This is a genomic window from Jannaschia faecimaris (assembly GCF_900107415.1).
In the GTDB taxonomy this organism is placed as follows: Bacteria; Pseudomonadota; Alphaproteobacteria; order Rhodobacterales; family Rhodobacteraceae; genus Jannaschia; species Jannaschia faecimaris.
Window position 1 is genome coordinate 1 of record NZ_FNPX01000001.1, and the last position, 17,877, is coordinate 17,877.

Below are 17,877 nucleotides of genomic sequence, written 5' to 3' on the forward strand. Positions count from 1 at the left end.
GATACCTCAATATTCATCCCCGTAAACCGTCCAGACCGTCTCCAGTCCGTCAGACCCGCGGGCCACCGTAGCGCATCAGCGCCGCCGGTGAGAGGGGATTTACGTATCCACTCCGAGGTCCGCAAGCGCTTTTTGGAGAAAAATTGGATGTTTCCGATATTACTGAAGAAAAACACTTATTATCAATTATTTGAACCATTCATCCATAACCCGTTCCTCAAGTCGCATACGCCAACTTGCCGCCACGGCGGGCGGTTCGGCTTGATGATATTGCTTGCCGGGGGCGCTTCCCGAGTCGGATGTTACCCTCACGTCGAAATCGCTAGGACACAAAAGCTACCAATGGCGAATCCATGTGAATCGTAGTCCGACAAGACCGACCGCAATCGCGAGGTAGATCAACGATTCCGTCGTCCATACCTTTTCCTGCATCACGAAATGCACGGCACCAAGAATAACAGCGACATAAACGAGCCGGTGCAATCGCGCCCAAGCCTGGGCACCCATCTTTCGGAAGGCCGCCTGCCAAGAGGTGGCCGCAAGCGGGACCAGCAGGATAAAGGCGATAAAGCCGATGGCAAGATAGGGTCGCTTGACGATCTCTGCACCGACAAGCCCCCAGCGCATGCCAAGGTCCAAGAATATCCACACTAGAAAGTGGAAGGTCAGAAAACCGAAAGCCAGAAGACCAAGCGCCTTGCGAAATCTCACGAGGTTGATCCTGGCAAATCGCAGCAGCGGCGTGATGCACAGCGACGCCAGAAGAAAACGAAGGGCCAGCATCCCGAAATTGTGGCTCAGGACCTCCACCGGATCAATCGCAGTCAACCCGTCCCAGATTGCAAAAGCGCCGAGAAAGATCCCGAACAGATAGACCGGCCAAGTCGGCACCTTGCGCGCCGCGCCAGATATCTGGAGCCCAATGGCAGCCACAGCGCTCATCGGATCAAAAGTTCTCCCGCAGATCCATGCCGTCGTAGAGGGATGCGACCTGATCGGCGTACCCGTTGAAGGGCAGCGTATCAATCCGATCGGCAAACAGGCCGGTCCCGATCACGCGCTCGCTGGCCTGACTCCATCGGGGGTGATCAACTTCAGGGTTCACGTTGGAATAGAACCCGTATTCGCGCGGGAGCATGTTGTTCCACGTCGCATGCGGCTGTTCTTCTACCAACGAGATGCGAACAATCGACTTGATTGACTTGAAACCGTATTTCCACGGCACGACCAAACGCATCGGGGCACCGTTCTGGTTCGGGATCGGCTTGTCATAAAGCCCTGTCGCCATGATCGTCAGCGGATGCATAGCCTCATCCAGACGGAGGCCTTCGCGGTAGGGCCAGTCCAGAATCGGAGAGCGAACGCCGGGCATGACGTCGGGCAGAACGGCCGTCTCGAACGCCACGAATTTCGCTTCGGGTTTCACGCCGACCTTGGCGAGCAGCTTGTTGAGTTCGAACCCGTTCCACGGAATGACCATTGACCACGCCTCGACGCAGCGAAAGCGATAGATACGCTCCTCCGTCGGAATGTCACCGACCAAATCCAAAAGGCTGAACTCGCCGGGGTTCTCGACAAGGCCGTCGATCTTGACCGTCCATGGCGTTGTTTCCATCGCTCCCGCGTTTTCGGCCGGGTCGCTCTTGCCTGTGCCAAACTCATAGAAGTTGTTGTAGCCCGTGATCTGCTCCCAAGTATGTGGCTCAAGCTCACCATCGGCCGCTGCTGTGGCGGGCAAGCCCAATGCCCCCACGACCGAGCCGGCCCCCATTGCAGCGATCAGCTTGCGGCGATTCAGCCAGACGCCTTCGGGCGTCACGTCGGCGCGAGTCAGGTCGGGCTTGAACATTTAGGGCCTCACTTGGTCAGTCGAAATTGATCGTATTGCACCGGACACTACTCGAAATATCCTGCGCTCGGCACTCAAGAAGCGCCAAATCACGTGATTGTAAGCAATCCGGAGGTCCGCTGGTTCCCTACTCTGCGGCAGTACGCCGCGCATATTCCGGTCGTGGATGGACCAGATGCATCGAAATTGAGCGTCCGTCGGCCTGTACAAGCCGCACGTGACGGCGGCGCATCTGGCGCGGTTCCGTTACGCCGACCGAATGGGCAATGATCTCCACCTCGTTCACGATCCCCTCGGCATAGCGAGCGACTTTGCGCCACTTGTCCTCGACAACCAGACCCTTCTGGAAGCGCTTATCGTGCGTCGTGATCCCCGTGGGGCAGGTGTTCTTGTTGCACTTGAGCGCCTGGATACAGCCCAGACTGAACATGAAGCCGCGCGCCGATGTCACGAAGTCCGCCCCCGCGGCGAGCGCCCAGGCCACATCGCCCGGATTCACCAGCTTGCCCGAAGCGATCAGCCGGATCCGCCCCTTCAGGCCCGCGGCATCGCGCAACCCCGAGATCATGGGCAGAGACTCGCGGATGGACATTCCCACAAGGTCGATCAACGGCATCGGTGCCGCCCCGGTGCCGCCCTCACCGCCATCGATCGTGATGAAGTCGGGGGCGCTGTCCACGCCGCGCCGAGCGATGGCTTCGAACAGATCCAGAAATGGCTCCTCGGCACCACCGACTGTCTTGATCCCGACCGGCTTCCCCGTCACGTCGCGAATGCGGCCGATCAGGTCCAACAACTCATCGACGTTCGACGCATCGGCATGACGGTTGGGCGAAATGCCCGCCTGACCGACATTCAGGCCCCGGATCTCCGCGATCTCCTTGTTCACCTTCGCGGCGGGCAGGATGCCGCCTTTGCCTGGCTTTGCCCCCTGTGCGAGCTTTAGCTCAAACATCTTGACCTCGGGATGCGCGGCCACCTCCTTCAACTTTGCGTCCGACAGGTTTCCTGCCTCGTCGCGCACACCGAACTTGGCCGTGCCGATCTGGAACACCACGTCGCATCCCCCCTCCAGATGATAGGGACTTAGCCCACCTTCCCCGGTGTTCATCCAGACACCCGCCTCCTTGCAGCCCCTGCTGAGGGCCTGCACCGCCGGTTTGGAAATCGCGCCATACGACATGCCCGACAGGTTGAAGATTGACGGCGCAACATAGGGCTCGCGCGTTCCGGGCCCGATGATCAGTGGCTCGGTCTTGGCGGCCTGCTGATCAAGCGGCGGAAAGGCTGCATTTACGAAGAGCGGCGTTCCGGGGACACCGATGTTGCGCGTCGACCCAAATGCAACGGTGTTGCCCTTGCCGTCAGATGCCCGCTTCACCCAATCCCGCTGCGCGCGATTGAAAGGCAATTCTTCCCGATCCATCGCAAAGAAATACTGCCGGAAGAACTCGCCCAGTTCGGTGAATATGTGACGGAACCTGCCGATGACGGGATAATTTCGTCTGATCGCGTCCTCGGTCTGGATCCGGTCGATCACGAAAAGCACCAGGGCCACTGCCATCGCGATGCCGATCAGGAATACGAACCCGAGGGCCAGGGCCTCAATCACCCAAGCCGTCCATTCCACCATTTCCATACCACGCTCCCCAAGTGTCAGCGCAAAGCTTGGGCAACGAACAGAGGGGAAGCAAGGGCTGGCCCAAAGTTGACGATGGCTGCGCGAGACCTTTCCTGTCCTGTCGCGTGTCTTCCCCCAGGGAACTTCGATAAAGCGGCGATGTTACCGGCTCGCCATCCTGTGCCTAGGTCATGAAGAAGGCCCCCGAACTTTGGGGGCCTTTACTGTTTCACCGTCGATCAGTGTACGACGGCATCCTGTGGCGGCTGCCGCTCCGATGTTGCGATACGACTACCGATGATCAGGCCATCCGGCCCGACGCTGACCGGGATAACACTGTCGTCCCCGACGTCCCCCGCAAGCAGCATTTCCGCCAGCGGGTTCTGCAGCGCACGCTGGATCACCCGCTTCAGGGGGCGTGCGCCGAACACCGGGTCGTAGCCCTCGTTGGCCAGCCACGCCCGTGCCTCATCGTCCAGCTCCAACTGGATCTTGCGACCTGCCAACCGCTCGGCCAGCAGCGCGATCTGAATGTCCACGATGGCGGCCATGTCCTCCCGCGCAAGACGGTCAAAAATGATCGTCTCGTCCAAACGGTTGAGGAACTCGGGTCGGAAATGGGCGCGGACCGCCTCCATCACGTCCCGCTTGGCCTGCGTGGCATCGGCCCCGTCCGGCAACTGGCTCAGCGCCTGCGCGCCAAGGTTCGACGTCAGGATGATCAGTGTCTGCTTGAAGTCGACTCGGTGCCCCTGACCGTCCGTCAGGATACCGTCGTCCAGAACCTGAAGCAGGACATTGAACACATCCGGGTGCGCCTTTTCGACTTCGTCGAACAGCACGACCTGATAGGGGCGACGGCGCACCGCCTCGGTCAGAACACCGCCCTCCTCATAGCCGACGTAGCCCGGAGGCGCGCCGATCAGGCGGCTGACCGAGTGCTTTTCCATAAACTCGGACATATCGATGCGCACCATCGCACCATCGTCGTCGAACAGGAACTCGGCCAACGCCTTCGTCAACTCCGTCTTGCCCACACCAGTAGGTCCAAGCATAAGGAATGACCCCAGCGGACGCGCTTCGTCGCTCAGACCGGCCCTCGAGCGGCGAACGGCGTTGGCGACGGCGGTGACCGCCTGTTTCTGGCCAATGACGCGGTGCCCCAGTTCCTCCTCCATGCGAAGCAGCTTCTCACGCTCACCTTCCAGCATCTTGGACATCGGCACGCCTGTCCAGCGCTCGACAACGCTGGCGATCTGTTCGGGGCGCACGGCCTCTTCGACCATCATGTCGCCTTCGCGGCTTTCGGCTTCGACAAGGGCTTTCTCCAACTCGGGAATGCGACCGTACTGCAACTCCCCGGCGCGGGCGAAATTGCCCTCGCGCTTGGCCCCGTCCAGTTCCGCACGGGCGTGGTCCAATTGTTCCTTGATATCGCGGGCAGCGTTCAGCTTATCCCGCTCGGCCTGCCATTCCGCGGTCGTCTCGGCGGACTGCTGTTGCAGGTCGGCCAGCTCACGCTCTAACGTCTCAAGACGATCCTTGGACGCCTGGTCGTCCTCAAGGCGCAGCGCCTCAACCTCGATCTGCTTTTGCAGGATATCACGGTCCAGCGCGTCCAACTCCTCGGGCTTGCTGTCCACTTCCATCCGCAGACGGCTGGCTGCCTCGTCCATCAAGTCGATCGCCTTGTCGGGCAGGAACCGGTCGGTGATGTAGCGGTTCGAAAGCGTCGCCGCCGCCACCAGCGCGGAATCCGAGATCCGCACGCCGTGGTGCAACTCGTACTTCTCCTTGATACCGCGCAGGATGCTGATCGTGTCCGGCACCGTAGGCTCGTCGATTATCAGCGTCTGGAAACGCCGGGCCAAGGCCGCGTCCTTCTCGACATACTTGCGGTATTCATCCAGCGTTGTCGCCCCGATGCAGTGCAACTCGCCCCGCGCCAGCGCCGGCTTGATCAGATTGGCCGCATCCATCGCGCCATCAGATTTGCCCGCGCCAACAAGCGTGTGCATCTCATCAATGAACAGGATGACTTCGCCGGCGGCCGCCGTCACCTCGGAGAGCACGGCCTTCAACCGCTCCTCGAACTCACCGCGATATTTCGCGCCCGCAATCAGCGCGCCCATGTCGAGCGCCATCAAACGCTTGTCACGCAAACTTTCGGGCACGTCGCCGTTGACGATGCGCAGGGCCAGACCCTCGGCGATGGCCGTTTTTCCGACGCCCGGATCACCGATCAGCACAGGGTTGTTCTTGGTCCGACGGCTCAGAATCTGCATCGCGCGGCGGATCTCCTCGTCGCGACCGATGATCGGGTCGATCTTGCCGTCGCGTACCTGCTGCGTGAGGTCGAGGGCATATTTTCCCAGCGCCTCGTACGTGTCCTCGGCCGAGGCAGAATCCGCCTTCCGGCCCTTGCGCACGTCGTTGATGGCGGCGTTCAGCGCCTGCGCATTCACCGCGCCCGCGTCCAGCGCGTCCTTCGCGCGCGATTTCACCATCGCCAGCGCCATCAGCATCCGCTCGACCGGAACAAAACTGTCACCAGCCTTCTTGGCGACTGTCTCCGCCTCATCCAGAACGCGCGTGACATCCCGGCTCAGGAAGACCTGACCCGCATCGCCAGTGATCTTGGGCAGTTTGGAAACGGAAATGTCGACGGCCTGCCTTACCCGGTCCGGCGCACCACCGGCCGCCGAGATCAGGTTGGCGGCCATGCCCTGTTCGTCATCCATGATCGCCTTGAGCAGATGCTCCGGCATCAGCTGCTGATGCCCTTCGCGCGTTGCGATCGTCTGGGCGGCCTGCAAAAAGCCGCGTGCGCGTTCTGTGAACTTTTCAACGTTCATGTCATTTCTCCTTGAAAGCATCCGCTGGAAACGCCGCCCTAAACAGGCACGGCAAGGTCGCGGACCTCACTAAGGAAATGGGGAGCAATCGGGCCTGCTGCAAGTCTGCCCTTGCGTGAAACATGAAAAGGGTGTCGCCCCGTCAGAGCGACACCTTTTGTGTCCGTCAGTCCGGTCTCAGCCGTAGACGCTTTGCTTTCCGAAATGAACGGTCAGCATGTAATAGATGCAGGCGCGGTACTTGTTGCGCTCCGACTTGCCGTATTTCTCGATCACGGCATCAATGGCCTCGTCCAGCTTGGGACCATCCGAAAGGCCCAGTTTCTTGATAAGAAAGTTGTTCTTGACCGTCTCCAATTCATTAGGCTGACTGGCCGCCACAGTTTCACTGTCAGCGTTGTAGATCGACGGCCCGCAGCCGATTGTGACTTTGGTCAGAAGGTCGATGTCGGGTGTCATGCCCGCCTTGGATTTGAGTGCTTCGGCATATTTCGCGATCAGTTCGTCACGCTTGCTCATCAGATGTCCCCCTTGGTCGTGAAGCCGGGCACCGTGCTGCGCCCCTGGGCAAGATGATTGCCTTGCAGGCTGCGAAAATAAAGGAAAAGTTGCGCGACTCTGACCACAAGGGGGACCAGCCGGGCAAAAGCTGATGGAAATGGTCCACTCCACGCGCGCAACGTTCCTATGCCGGAGCCCTCAAGCCCCTCCACAGCAATATAGCAGCCGCACCCCGTAATTTCGCGCCATCCGCCCACACCCCGCATCGGAACATCAAGCCAAGCGGGGTCAGGCAAATGGCATCAAGGCTCTGAATGCGCAATCGCTCGGGGTGGACGCCGTTTGCCAGACTCAGTTGCTATCGGTCCCCGTCCCGCTTGCGATCGGAGTGGTCGCGTCCGGCGTGACTGCGATCTCTCCCATCTCGGTTGGGTTTGGCATCTACTCTTCCTCAATGGGATCGCCTGAAACCGTAACGTTCAGCGGCAACGACTCGGCCGCACCGTCAAAGGCGATCATGGCTTTCATTTCCTCCTCGGTCATCTCCGGCAGCATAAGGCCACGCTCGGTATTGACGAAATCGGTCAAAGGGATCGCAACGTCATGTTCGCCCAGCCCCAGTAAACCGCCAACGCCAACAATGACCTGAACGCCCCGCCCTTTCGGATCAGGATCTCGATTTCACCGACGTCCTCACCAGTGCTGTCCAGAACGTTTTTCCCCACAAGGTCGCGCACCGCAGTATCGGCGAAGAGGCCGTACATTGACCTGTTCCCAGAATCGGTATGCATTGTATCCGCATTTTGCGCGGCGACATCGGGACCGGGAACGTCAGTGCCCGCCGCCGGTGCCTCCAATGTTGCACTGGGCGCGGTAGACGTCGCATCCTGCGCAAGTCCGGCATTGGCCACCAAGGCCAAAACGGCAGTCGTCAGAAACAAGTTTTTCATTGGTTCATCCTCCTGACTGAAGACACCGGAAAACCGATTTAAAATCCTTTCCGGTCCTCAACAAAATTCCTTTCCGGCACCTTTTGGCTGAGCGGAAATTCCCGCGGTCTAGGCCGCCATAAAGTTCCAAAACGAACAAGCAGACCGGTCCGGGGATATGCTCGAAGCTTCATGGAACTCCTTTGCGTGCGGAAGATTCCGGTACGATCAGGATTCGCCTTGTTGTCCGCTGATCAATCGAAGACTGGTCTCAACGGGGGACCGACATCCCGCTCAGGCGAAGCAGAGAAGGGAGTCTCGCCGCCAAGACTGCGCTATTATTGATCAATCAGTGCAGACAGGTTGGGACCATATGGAAGGCGCACTCAACGAAGGATGCCTTTCGCCGCATCCCACCGGCTTATGGCGTGCAGATGCCACTGCTGCGAGGTGCCACTTCTACCAGTCTGGTAATGCCGGTGCGGCCAATCTGGCAGCCGCTGGCCAGACGATCTTAATGTCAATTTAGCCTCCAAAAACGGCCCGACCGAGCACTGGAGATACGCTCAAGCACAAACCACGTCAGTAGCGCTTTTCCGAGTATCCACCATGGAAAAGTGGCCGAAACGATAACCCAACTGCCAAGTCGGTTTTGCGGTAGCGTTCATCGGGATAATATCGGCATCGGGCATCGAGTGGCTGGGGCCTTCGGCCGACCGACCGAGCAGCGCCCGAAAGCGCCGCTTGATCACCCAGCCACCGAATTCCCGCCATCGCCCGCAAAGCGTGGGATTCACTCGTATCTTCAGAGAATTTCCGCGTCAGTAGCGATAATGTTCAGGCTTGAACGGGCCTTCTACCGTCACGCCGATGTAGTCCGCCTGCTCCTTTTTCAGCTCGGTCAACTTCACGCCGATCCGTCCCAAGTGAAGGCGCGCAACCTTCTCGTCCAGATGCTTGGGCAGAATGTAGACGCCGGGCTTGTACTCCTCGCCCTTAGTCCACAACTCCATCTGCGCGAGCACCTGGTTGGTGAAGGACGCGGACATCACGAACGACGGATGGCCAGTCGCGTTGCCCAAGTTCAGCAGACGCCCCTCGGAAAGCAGGATGATGCGGTTGCCCGAGGGCATCTCGATCATGTCCACTTGTTCCTTGATGTTGGTCCACTTGTGATTCTTCAGGTTGGCGACCTGGATCTCATTGTCGAAGTGACCGATGTTTCCAACGATCGCCATGTCCTTCATCTCGCGCATGTGCTCGACGCGGATAACGTCCTTGTTGCCGGTGGTGGTAATGAAAATGTCAGCCGTGTCGATCACATCTTCCAGAATCACAACCTCGAACCCGTCCATCGCCGCCTGAAGCGCGCAGATCGGGTCCACTTCGGTCACCTTCACCCGCGCACCCGCCCCGGCCAGCGATGCAGCGGAGCCCTTGCCAACGTCGCCATAGCCACACACGACGGCAACCTTGCCGGCCATCATGACGTCGGTGGCGCGGCGGATGCCATCAACCAGAGACTCCTTGCAGCCGTACTTGTTGTCAAACTTTGACTTGGTGACGGAGTCATTCACGTTGATTGCCGGGAAGGGCAACTGGTCTTTCTTGTAGAGGTCGTACAGGCGGTGCACGCCGGTGGTCGTCTCCTCCGATACGCCCTTGATCGCGTCGCGCGTTTTGGTGAACCAACCGGGTGTCTCGGCCATCCGCTTTTTGATCTGCGCGAAGATGGCCTCTTCTTCCTCGGACGTCGGCACTTCGATCAGGTCGGTCTCTCCGGCCTCGACACGTGCGCCCAGCAAGACGTAAAGCGTCGCATCGCCACCATCATCGAGGATCATATTCGCGCCTTTGGCGAACTGAAACGACTTGTCGAGGTAGTCCCAATGCTCGGTCAGCGACTGCCCCTTGATTGCAAAGACCGGCACTCCGGCTTCGGCGATGACGGCCGCCGCATGGTCCTGCGTCGAGAAGATGTTGCACGAGGCCCAGCGAACATCGGCACCCAGTGCCGTCAGTGTTTCAATAAGGACGGCCGTCTGGATTGTCATATGGAGCGACCCGACAATCCGCGCACCGCTCAGCGGCTTTGCCTCGCCGAACTCCTCGCGAAGCGCCATCAGACCAGGCATTTCGGTCTCGGCAATGTCCAGTTCCTTGCGGCCGTAGGCGGCCAGGCTGATGTCTTTCACGGCGTAGTCGGTCATCTCTCGCTCTCCTGCGAAATTCGGTTGGGGCGGACCTAGCAGGCAGGTGCAAAACGCACAACAACGAGACAGGGCATGATGCCGCGACATATCATGCGACATGTACATGCTCATTTAAGGGCATGTTTCACCTCACCTGTGCGGTCCGTTTGCGCCTGTATTCAGGATGATAGGGACATCCGATTTTGCCTGCCTCTTCCCGTCTTTGCACCCGCAACAACGGCCCCGTTCTCGGTTCAACCCGAGTGTCGGATCTACCGGGCAGCCATGGCCCACGCGCCGCCAACGCGGCGCGCGAGTCACCGAGTCAGAGCGTCCAGTCGACTGTCATATCCACATCAACAAGCAAGAATGTGGCATCGTCGCTCGCAGCGTATCTGTCATACGTCACACCGTCGCGAACATCCTGACCGACATAGTCAAGATCAAGGTCACTCCTGACGATATCACCCACATCGCCCCTGATTATGAGCTCGTCAGTATCCGATTGCCGGAGGTTCGAAATCGAGCCCACCTCCACCGTGTTCTGTAGTGCATTCGTGAAGTCCAGTTCTTCGACGCCCACGACCATTTTGTCAGCAAACTGGAACGAACCTTGCGCGGCGAAAAACAGCGCGATATCGGTCCCTGCGCCACCATTAATGGTCAGGTCGTCCATATCGGCGACCAAGACGTCGTTGCCGTTGCCACCTTTCATTACGTCAGCGCCACTCCCACCGATCAAAACATCGTCGGCTTCCCCCGCTTGGATAAAGTCATTGCCATCGCCGCCGACGAGATAGTCACTACTGCTACCCCCGCGCAGGTTGTCATTTCCGGCCTCCCCATACGCGATGTTGGCATAGATCAAATCGTCTCCAGAGCCACCATAGGCGGTGTCCGTGCCGGCAAACCCTTGAAGGATATCGTTGCCATCACCGCCATACATTAGGTCATCGCCAGCACCGGCATTCACCAGGTCATCGCCGGCCCCCATTCGGAAGACGTCATCTCCATCAAGGCCCTTCACGACATCGTCACCCACGGTGCCGATCATCAGGTCGCTCAGCTCGGTCCCACCTTGAACGTAGCCGCCCTCTTGAACGTAGGTTTGATTTTCAATGGTCGGGTCTACGGTTGGATTCGGCACCTCCGGAAGCGGTGTAACCTCGACCGTCTCCCCAATAGAAACGTTGGAAAGACTCACGTTCCGGATCAATCCTTCAAAGTTGTCCTTAAAGGTGTATCCAAGTTGCATACCCCAGCTTTCCTGTACGTCTGTGAAGCCCTCAAAATGTCCGCTGCCAAAGGCCTCCCCATCCAGATAAAGGACCGCCTCTTGTTCGTGCGAATTGTAGCTGATGGCCAGATTGTGCCACTCGGTATCCTGGATCGCCCCCTGTGACACGAGCTCGAAATGCTCCTCATCGGCGTTCCAGAAGTCAAAGGTTACGAATCCCTCGTCATCCATACGCAGTCGCATCGAGCTAATCCACATCATCACATAGCCGCCGCCATCGGTGGCCATATCGCGCTTAAGATCCAGACTGAACGTAAACTGGTCATGACTGTAGAGCTGGCTGGCACTACGTTCCAAAGTCAAAGTTGAATCATTCGTGAGGTGATAGGCCAGACTGCCATCCTCGAGAGTAACGATAGCGTCAGATACACCTTCGCCCGTGATTGCCGTCTCATACGATGATGCATCTGAAACACCGCTCTCAGACAGCCCAAGCGTGAACAATGTTGGATTATCAATTTCAACCATCGTCTGGTTTACCGATGTGACGCCATCGACGCTCGTGACAGTCAGCGTCACGACGTATTCACCGGGTGCCTCATAACGATGCCCGGCGTTCAACCCGCTGGCTTCAGTGCCATCGCCGAAGTCCCAGTGATAGGATACGCGATCATCGGTAAACCCCTGCGCATCTGCCGTAAGGCCTGCATCGAAGGTGAATTGAAAATCATCACCAGAAAATGCGCCTGACGTCGTGAGCGCGATAGCTGTCAGAGCTTCGGGTGTCTCGTTGAATTGCGACATTTCCGCCCCAATACCTAATCCCACCGCGGGATTTCCCGGAAGCAGCTGCAAGTCAACCACGGAAGAATACCGGCCGGAAAGCGCGTCAATGAACAAGTTACCAACATAGTTTTCACCGTTGGGGTCAGTATTCTGCGTGACAAGATTGTTCCGGATCAAGAATCCGAGCCCCTCCATCGCCTCTTGGTTGGCGATCCGAGGCACGATGTTGTTCTCAATGATCACATTCTGGGAATCCAGCGCAACCCTGATTGCGGGTGTGTTGACCGAACTCCCCGAGTGATCCGTGTTGTGAATGTATGTATTGTTTCGGATCGTTATATCTATACCCTCACCAACCCGAGTCGCATTGGCCTGAGAATTGTATATCAGATTATCTTCGATCAAAATATTTCGATAAAACATTTCCAGGCCTGCACCCCCGGAATCGACCATCTCGTTTCGCATGAAAATTGACTGAGAGGCGTCGCCTTCCGATACATGAAGAAGGTTGTTACGGATCACGATATTTTCGGAAGGCGTCGTCGTGCCAGCTGTCCAGAACTGAATAAGGTCAGCATGATCACCCTTGCCGATCGCATCTTCGTGGCGCCAGGGGGTCATGTCGCGAATTTCGTTCCCCTCGATGAGAACATTCGTGACAGCGGCGAAATTCGCTCCGTCCGAGCGCAAGTCATGGATGTAATTTTCAGTGAAAACAACGTTGTCAGATTCACTGAAGACTACACCACGGAAAAACCCGGTGACCTCATTACCCGTGAACGTGACATCCTGAACCCCCCTCGCAGAAAAAGCGACGCCCGTGCTAAGACCCGCGACATTACCATCATGTGCGTAAACGTCTTCCGGATTACTTGGATCGCCCCCATTCTCCTCCGAAACAGGCAGGCCGGTGAAGAGGGAGTTTTCAACTGAAATGTTCTCCGCATCGCGGTCGGCCGGAGACCAGTTTCGAACATTGAACATGATCGTCCGCGTCCCGTCGCCCTCCTGCGGGGCGAACTCGAACTTCAAGTCTGCAAAGTGAATGTTCTGGCCGCCAGATATATTCACACCCGACAGCTCGGCCGGATCATCGGGATCAACGGAACGGATCGTGACCTTGCTGTCATAGACACCTTGGGAGTTCGTCAGATGCTTAGGTGAAATGCCCAAATCCCCATAGTGGCCACTTGCCAACCAGATCGTTTCGCCGCCGGTCGCCGCATCCAATGCCGCAGTTAGTTCGGCCGCCGACGACACAAATACATCATTCGCAATATTCATAAATATTTCGTCCTTTTCAAATTCGCCGAAATGTGGCGATAGTGTGGCAATCGCCGAACCGGATCAGCTCAAGATAAGCTTACTAAATGAAGCCACCAAATCGGACGCAATCGAATTCGCGCCTGCCATGGTCACATGTTTGAGATAAGTCTTAATAAACCGTTAACAGCGACAGCACTCCAGGATCGCTTACTCACCGCCTGCGCACCCGATCTTGAGCATTGACAGAGATACCCCTTTATTAAGCCCTATATTGCTGACCAGAGCTTTCCCGGAAGTAATTTTGATAAAATACTTCATAAATCCCCAGGATTCACCAAGTATGGAACAATTAAATGGCATAATCTTTTTTCCGCTTCCGCGACTTGAACGGGCGGCACACTACTGCTTTATTTTTCGGCGCACAGCTGAAGAATACCGTCAGGTCTTTATTCCGCGCCCTTAGGGAAGCGCTGCAACAATTCCGCGGCGAACCACCAACCAGGGGTGTAGATGACGCCGTGCTCTCTTTCAGCGCCGCACGGCGATTCAGCGATGGCAAGGCGGTCAGGTTGGCAGCAGCGTTGGCGTTGAGCCAATCAGCCTTGTCGCGCAGGGGCCCTCGACCAGATGCGCTCGAACTGACCGATCGGCGTGACCTCGCACGCCACGATGTGGTTGCATTGGTCCGCTGTCCGGCTAGGACAAGCGGCATGGTACGCAACCCGCTCCCCCCCCGCGCCTGGCAGAGGATGCTCTCGGGCCGCCGTCTCGACCTTTTGGACCCAACCCCTGTCGATATCGAAATCGAGGACATCGCCCATGGGTTGGCCTTCGTCGCGCGTTGGAATGGTCAGACACGGGGTGACTGGCCTTATTCCGTCGCCGAACATTCTCTCCTTGTGGTCGATATCTTCGCCCGGCTCGATCCGTCGGCGGGTCCGCACGACCTTCTTACCGCGCTGCTTCACGATGCACCCGAATACGTGATCGGCGACATGATCTCCCCCGTGAAGGCCGCCGTGGGCCCCAGCTACGGCTCGCTCGACGATAAATTGCAGGCCGCGATCAATCTGCGTTTCGGCCTTACCGCGCAGACCCCGACCGGCCTCAAGAAACGGATCAAGCGGGCGGACAAGCTGTCCGCATGGCTGGAGGCCACCCAGATCGCGGGGTTCTCCTTCCCCGAGGCTGATCGCTTTTTCGGCAAACCGTCCGCAGGTGTCCTTGACGGGTTGACGATCACCCTGCGCCCCCCGGCAAAGGTTCGGACCGAGTTTCTCATCCGCCACGCCACGCTCCTGGCGGCCTGTGACGAATGCTAGGGCCGCAAACATCGAAAAGCTTGCGTGCCGCCCGGTCTGGGCGCTAGCCCCGTGGTATGATGTCTGTCCACATCCGTCCCGCGCGCGCCTTCGACTCAGGTCCGATGGCGCGCCTGATCAACGCGATCGTCGCGCGGGGCGGCCCAACGGCCACGCATCCCCCGATGATGGCCGACGAACTTCTGGATTGGATGGCCCTCAGCACCGTCTGGCATCTGGCCGAACGGGCCGGAGACGTTCTGGGCTTTCAATGGGTGGAACCGCATCCTGACCTTCCAGCCACCACCTGCGAAATCGCGACATTCGTTGCCCCCGAGACGCAAGGCATCGGCATCGGTGCCAGTCTGTTCGACTTTACGCGGAAGGCGGCCAAGACGGCCGGCTTTACACATATCCATGCGCGCGTCCGCGCATCGAACGCGGGCGGCCTGATCTACTATCAGTCCCGCGGGTTCGAACGCCTCAGCCCGCGCGGCGACCCGGCATCCGGCCGCCCCCCTGTGCAAAGCATCGCGATGACCTATCGTCTTTGAAACCACAGAACAAAGGACGCAGGCCGATGCAGATCGTCATTCTTTACGCCGCAACACTGATCGTGTTTGCCGTGCTTGATGCAGTTATGCTGTCGAATATCATGAAGCCACTGTTCGAGAAGTACTTGGGCGACCTGATCCGAAGCCCGATCAACTTCGGTCCGGCGGCGGTGTTCTACCTCTTCTACATCGCCGGAATTCTTTTCCTCGTGTCGCTCCCGGCTTTGCGCGACGGAAATGTCTTGTCGGCGGTAATCGGTGGCGCGGTCCTGGGCGCGGTGGCCTATGGCACCTATGAGTTCACAAGCATGTCTATCATGCGCGATTGGAGTTGGCAGATGGTCGCGGTAGATACCACATGGGGTGCCGTTCTGACCGCCACATCGGCCGGCGCAGGTGTCTGGGCCGTCAAGGCCTTCTCCTAGGCGCACCTCCGGCCAGCACGACCGGGCGCGCCTTCCCATCCAACGAAGCGACCATCTTCGAATACCAGCCGCAAGCCGCTTTTCGTGAGGAAACCGTCCCGTCCATTCCCGCAGACGGTTGGCTGCGGAGCGGCTTCTTCCACGCGTGCCACGCTTTCCAGAGCACCTTTCTGGTCACGGCCAAATCCGATTTCACGCCCGCCGGACCCGACCACGATCAAACCGCCCGGTGCAGGCGCAAGGCTCAGCCCCGGTTGTCCCACAAGCGTGGCAGTCCGGGCCGTCGCGCCGGGCTGACATGCCGTCAGGACCGCCACGCCAAGCACCGCGACCGACCGGATCACCGGGGTGACCGTTTCGCCAAGATGCGCTGCAAGGTCCGTCGATGCATGTTCAATCGCCGCGCCGTCTCCGACACGTTGCGGTCGCACAACTCGTAAACGCGCTGGATATGCTCCCAACGCACCCGGTCGGCAGACATCGGGTTCTCGGGCGGCGGAGGCAAATCGTCGCCCTTGGCCAAAAGGGCCTGCGTGATATCGTTCGCGTCTGCCGGTTTCGACAGGTAGTCCGTCGCCCCGATTTTGACGGCCGCGACAGCGGTGGCAATGGCACCATAACCGGTCAGCACGACGATACGTGCGTCCGGTCGTTTCTCGCGCAATCGCTCGACGACGTCCAAACCGTTTCCGTCCTCCAGCCGCAGGTCGATCACGGCATAGGCCGAGGGCCGCAGCGTGGCCTTGGCCATACCTTCGGCTACGGTTGCGGCGGCTTGCACTTCAAAGCCGCGCTTTTCCATCGCCCGTTCAAGCCGGCGCAGGAAAGGTTCGTCGTCGTCGACCAGCAACAGTGTCTTGTCAGGTCCAATATCGAGGGTGGTGTCGCTCACAGCGTTTCTCCCGGTGCCCTTGTCTCAAAGGAGATATGGTTCATTCTCACACCGGTCAAATCAGAACGGACCATCAGGCCCATGCCGATCACGCGCACAAACACTCTTTTGCCCCCGGAAGCAGAGGCCCCGCAGGTCCGTCTGGGCACGCTGGTCAACCTGCGTTGGCTGGCCATTCTGGGACAATCGGTCACAGTTCTGATTTCCAGCGTGCTGCTCGACCTGGAGTTCGAGCTCGGTCTCTGCGCGCTCGTCATCGGTACCGGTGCCGTCGCCAACCTCGCGATCGAGGCGTTCCGTCCCGGCAACGCACGGCTGTCGGTACGCTCGGCCATGATGTTCCTGCTGTTCGATCTGGTTCAACTGTCTGCGATGCTTTTTCTGACCGGCGGGTTGAACAATCCTTTCGCCTTGCTGTTCCTGGCCCCCGTGACAATCTCTGCGACGGCCCTCTCGCTCAGGGCGACGATGACGCTGGGGGCCGTGGGAATTGCCCTGATTACGTTGCTGGCCGGGTACCACCTGCCACTTCGCCTGTCCGATGGTCAGATCCTTGAACTGCCGCAGCTGCAATTGGTCGGGTTCTGGCTTGCCATCGTGATCGGGATGGTCTTCCTCGCCGGCTTTGCCTACCGCCTGACGCTTGAGACGGAACGGATGTCCAACGCCCTTCTGGCAACACAGACAGCGCTGGCGCGGGAACAGAAACTCCATGACCTTGGCGGGGTTGTCGCCGCCGCCGCGCACGAACTGGGAACCCCGCTGGCGACGATCAAGCTGGTATCGGCTGAATTGGCCGACGAGTTGGCCGACCATCCCGACCTCAGGGCCGACGCAGATCTCATCCGTTCGCAGGCCGATCGATGTCGCGATATTCTCCGCTCAATGGGCCGCGCCGGGAAATCAGACCACCAGATGCGTTCCGCCCCGCTTGAGGAGTTGATCCGCGAGGCCGCCGATCCGCATTCCAACCGAGGTATAATCATCCATAGCACCTGGAACGCGCTTGAGGGGGCCGACCCCCGGATGCCCACGCTCAACCGCCTGCCTGAAGTGATTCACGGTCTGCGAAACCTGATCCAGAACGCCGTCGACTTCGCCAAGACGGAGGTCTGGATCGACGGGCGCTGGTCGGACGACACTCTGATCATTCGCGTCATCGACGACGGTCCCGGTTATCCGCCCGAGGTGCTGCACCGGCTGGGCGATCCATTCCTGCGCAGCCGGCGCCGCAAGGGCTACGTCGGCATGGGCCTGGGGCTATTCATCGCGAAGACCCTGCTGGAACGGACGGGCGCGACGCTGTCCTTCGCAAACGGATCAAGTGTCGGCAGGCAACCTCCGGCAACCCGTGGCGGGGCAATCGCGGAGACCGTCTGGGCCCGCGCGTCGCTGGAAGTGACCGATCGGGCAGTCCTGGGCGAAAACACTCCGATCACCGACTGATCCGCAGAGTGGCGGCACAGTTA

Annotated in this window: 16 protein-coding genes; 4 read left to right on the forward strand and 12 right to left on the reverse strand. The window is 59.0% G+C overall.

The genetic code is table 11. From position 1 onward, the window contains the following. Positions 1–336: 336 nt before the first annotated feature. The 10 genes from BLV27_RS00005 to BLV27_RS00040 all read right to left on the reverse strand — a co-directional run bounded on the left by BLV27_RS00005 (position 337) and on the right by BLV27_RS00040 (position 13,254). Positions 337–942 carry a protein-methionine-sulfoxide reductase heme-binding subunit MsrQ gene (locus BLV27_RS00005; protein ID WP_092640391.1) on the reverse strand — a complete coding sequence of 202 codons (606 nt, stop codon included), beginning with the start codon at positions 940–942 and terminating at the stop codon, positions 337–339. Positions 943–946: 4 nt separating this feature from the next. Continuing rightward, entirely contained in the window at positions 947–1,849 is a 903-nt protein-coding gene (gene msrP, locus BLV27_RS00010) for a protein-methionine-sulfoxide reductase catalytic subunit MsrP (RefSeq protein ID WP_092640394.1), read from the reverse strand. A gap of 127 nt (positions 1,850–1,976) precedes the next feature. Continuing rightward, a complete protein-coding gene (locus tag BLV27_RS00015; protein WP_092640397.1) occupies positions 1,977–3,488 on the reverse strand; it encodes an FMN-binding glutamate synthase family protein in 1,512 nt (503 codons plus the stop codon). A gap of 221 nt (positions 3,489–3,709) precedes the next feature. Continuing rightward, the gene (gene clpB / locus BLV27_RS00020; RefSeq protein WP_092640400.1) at positions 3,710–6,325 is read right to left on the reverse strand and encodes an ATP-dependent chaperone ClpB; all 2,616 of its coding nucleotides are present in this window, start codon (positions 6,323–6,325) and stop codon (positions 3,710–3,712) included. A 177-nt stretch (positions 6,326–6,502) separates the two neighbouring features. After that, complete coding sequence (locus BLV27_RS00025) at positions 6,503–6,844, reverse strand: DUF2853 family protein (protein WP_092640403.1); 342 nt, start codon at positions 6,842–6,844, stop codon at positions 6,503–6,505. Positions 6,845–7,267: 423 nt separating this feature from the next. Beyond that, positions 7,268–7,414, reverse strand: coding sequence for a hypothetical protein (locus BLV27_RS19250; RefSeq protein WP_170831306.1), 147 nt, complete (start codon positions 7,412–7,414; stop codon positions 7,268–7,270). Further along, positions 7,411–7,776, reverse strand: coding sequence for a hypothetical protein (locus BLV27_RS00030; RefSeq protein ID WP_092640406.1), 366 nt, complete (start codon positions 7,774–7,776; stop codon positions 7,411–7,413). The genes BLV27_RS19250 and BLV27_RS00030 overlap by 4 nt, the downstream gene beginning before the upstream one ends. A 545-nt stretch (positions 7,777–8,321) precedes the next feature. Beyond that, on the reverse strand, positions 8,322–8,552 hold the full coding sequence (locus tag BLV27_RS18960; protein WP_139176523.1) for a hypothetical protein: 231 nt from the start codon (positions 8,550–8,552) through the stop codon (positions 8,322–8,324). Between the two features lie 24 nt (positions 8,553–8,576). Continuing rightward, positions 8,577–9,965, reverse strand: a complete 1,389-nt coding sequence (gene ahcY, locus BLV27_RS00035) for an adenosylhomocysteinase (RefSeq protein ID WP_092640409.1) — start codon at positions 9,963–9,965, stop codon at positions 8,577–8,579. A 307-nt stretch (positions 9,966–10,272) separates the two neighbouring features. Beyond that, entirely contained in the window at positions 10,273–13,254 is a 2,982-nt protein-coding gene (locus BLV27_RS00040) for a PKD domain-containing protein (protein ID WP_092640412.1), read from the reverse strand. Between the two features lie 692 nt (positions 13,255–13,946). Between BLV27_RS00040 and BLV27_RS00045 the strand changes: the two genes are divergently transcribed. Genes BLV27_RS00045 through BLV27_RS00055 form a run of 3 tightly spaced genes read left to right on the forward strand, consistent with a single transcriptional unit; the run spans position 13,947 to position 15,516 of the window. Next, positions 13,947–14,558 (forward strand): HD domain-containing protein, encoded by a 612-nt coding sequence (locus tag BLV27_RS00045; RefSeq protein ID WP_092640414.1) that lies wholly within the window; start codon positions 13,947–13,949, stop codon positions 14,556–14,558. Between the two features lie 59 nt (positions 14,559–14,617). Next, positions 14,618–15,091 (forward strand): GNAT family N-acetyltransferase, encoded by a 474-nt coding sequence (locus BLV27_RS00050; protein WP_211605466.1) that lies wholly within the window; start codon positions 14,618–14,620, stop codon positions 15,089–15,091. Between the two features lie 26 nt (positions 15,092–15,117). Further along, positions 15,118–15,516: a DUF2177 family protein gene (locus tag BLV27_RS00055; protein WP_092640420.1), complete on the forward strand. Its 399-nt coding sequence runs from the start codon at positions 15,118–15,120 to the stop codon at positions 15,514–15,516. Here the strand turns inward: BLV27_RS00055 and BLV27_RS00060 are convergent. Together BLV27_RS00060 and BLV27_RS00065 are read right to left on the reverse strand one after the other, a co-directional pair. Continuing rightward, positions 15,513–15,860 carry a hypothetical protein gene (locus BLV27_RS00060; RefSeq protein WP_092640423.1) on the reverse strand — a complete coding sequence of 116 codons (348 nt, stop codon included), beginning with the start codon at positions 15,858–15,860 and terminating at the stop codon, positions 15,513–15,515. The genes BLV27_RS00055 and BLV27_RS00060 overlap by 4 nt on opposite strands. Beyond that, entirely contained in the window at positions 15,857–16,408 is a 552-nt protein-coding gene (locus tag BLV27_RS00065; RefSeq protein WP_092640426.1) for an ActR/PrrA/RegA family redox response regulator transcription factor, read from the reverse strand. The genes BLV27_RS00060 and BLV27_RS00065 overlap by 4 nt, the downstream gene beginning before the upstream one ends. A gap of 81 nt (positions 16,409–16,489) precedes the next feature. On the opposite strand from BLV27_RS00065, the gene regB reads away from it, so the two are divergent. After that, positions 16,490–17,854: a sensor histidine kinase RegB gene (gene regB, locus BLV27_RS00070; protein ID WP_092640429.1), complete on the forward strand. Its 1,365-nt coding sequence runs from the start codon at positions 16,490–16,492 to the stop codon at positions 17,852–17,854. The last annotated feature ends 23 nt before the right edge of the window (positions 17,855–17,877 follow it).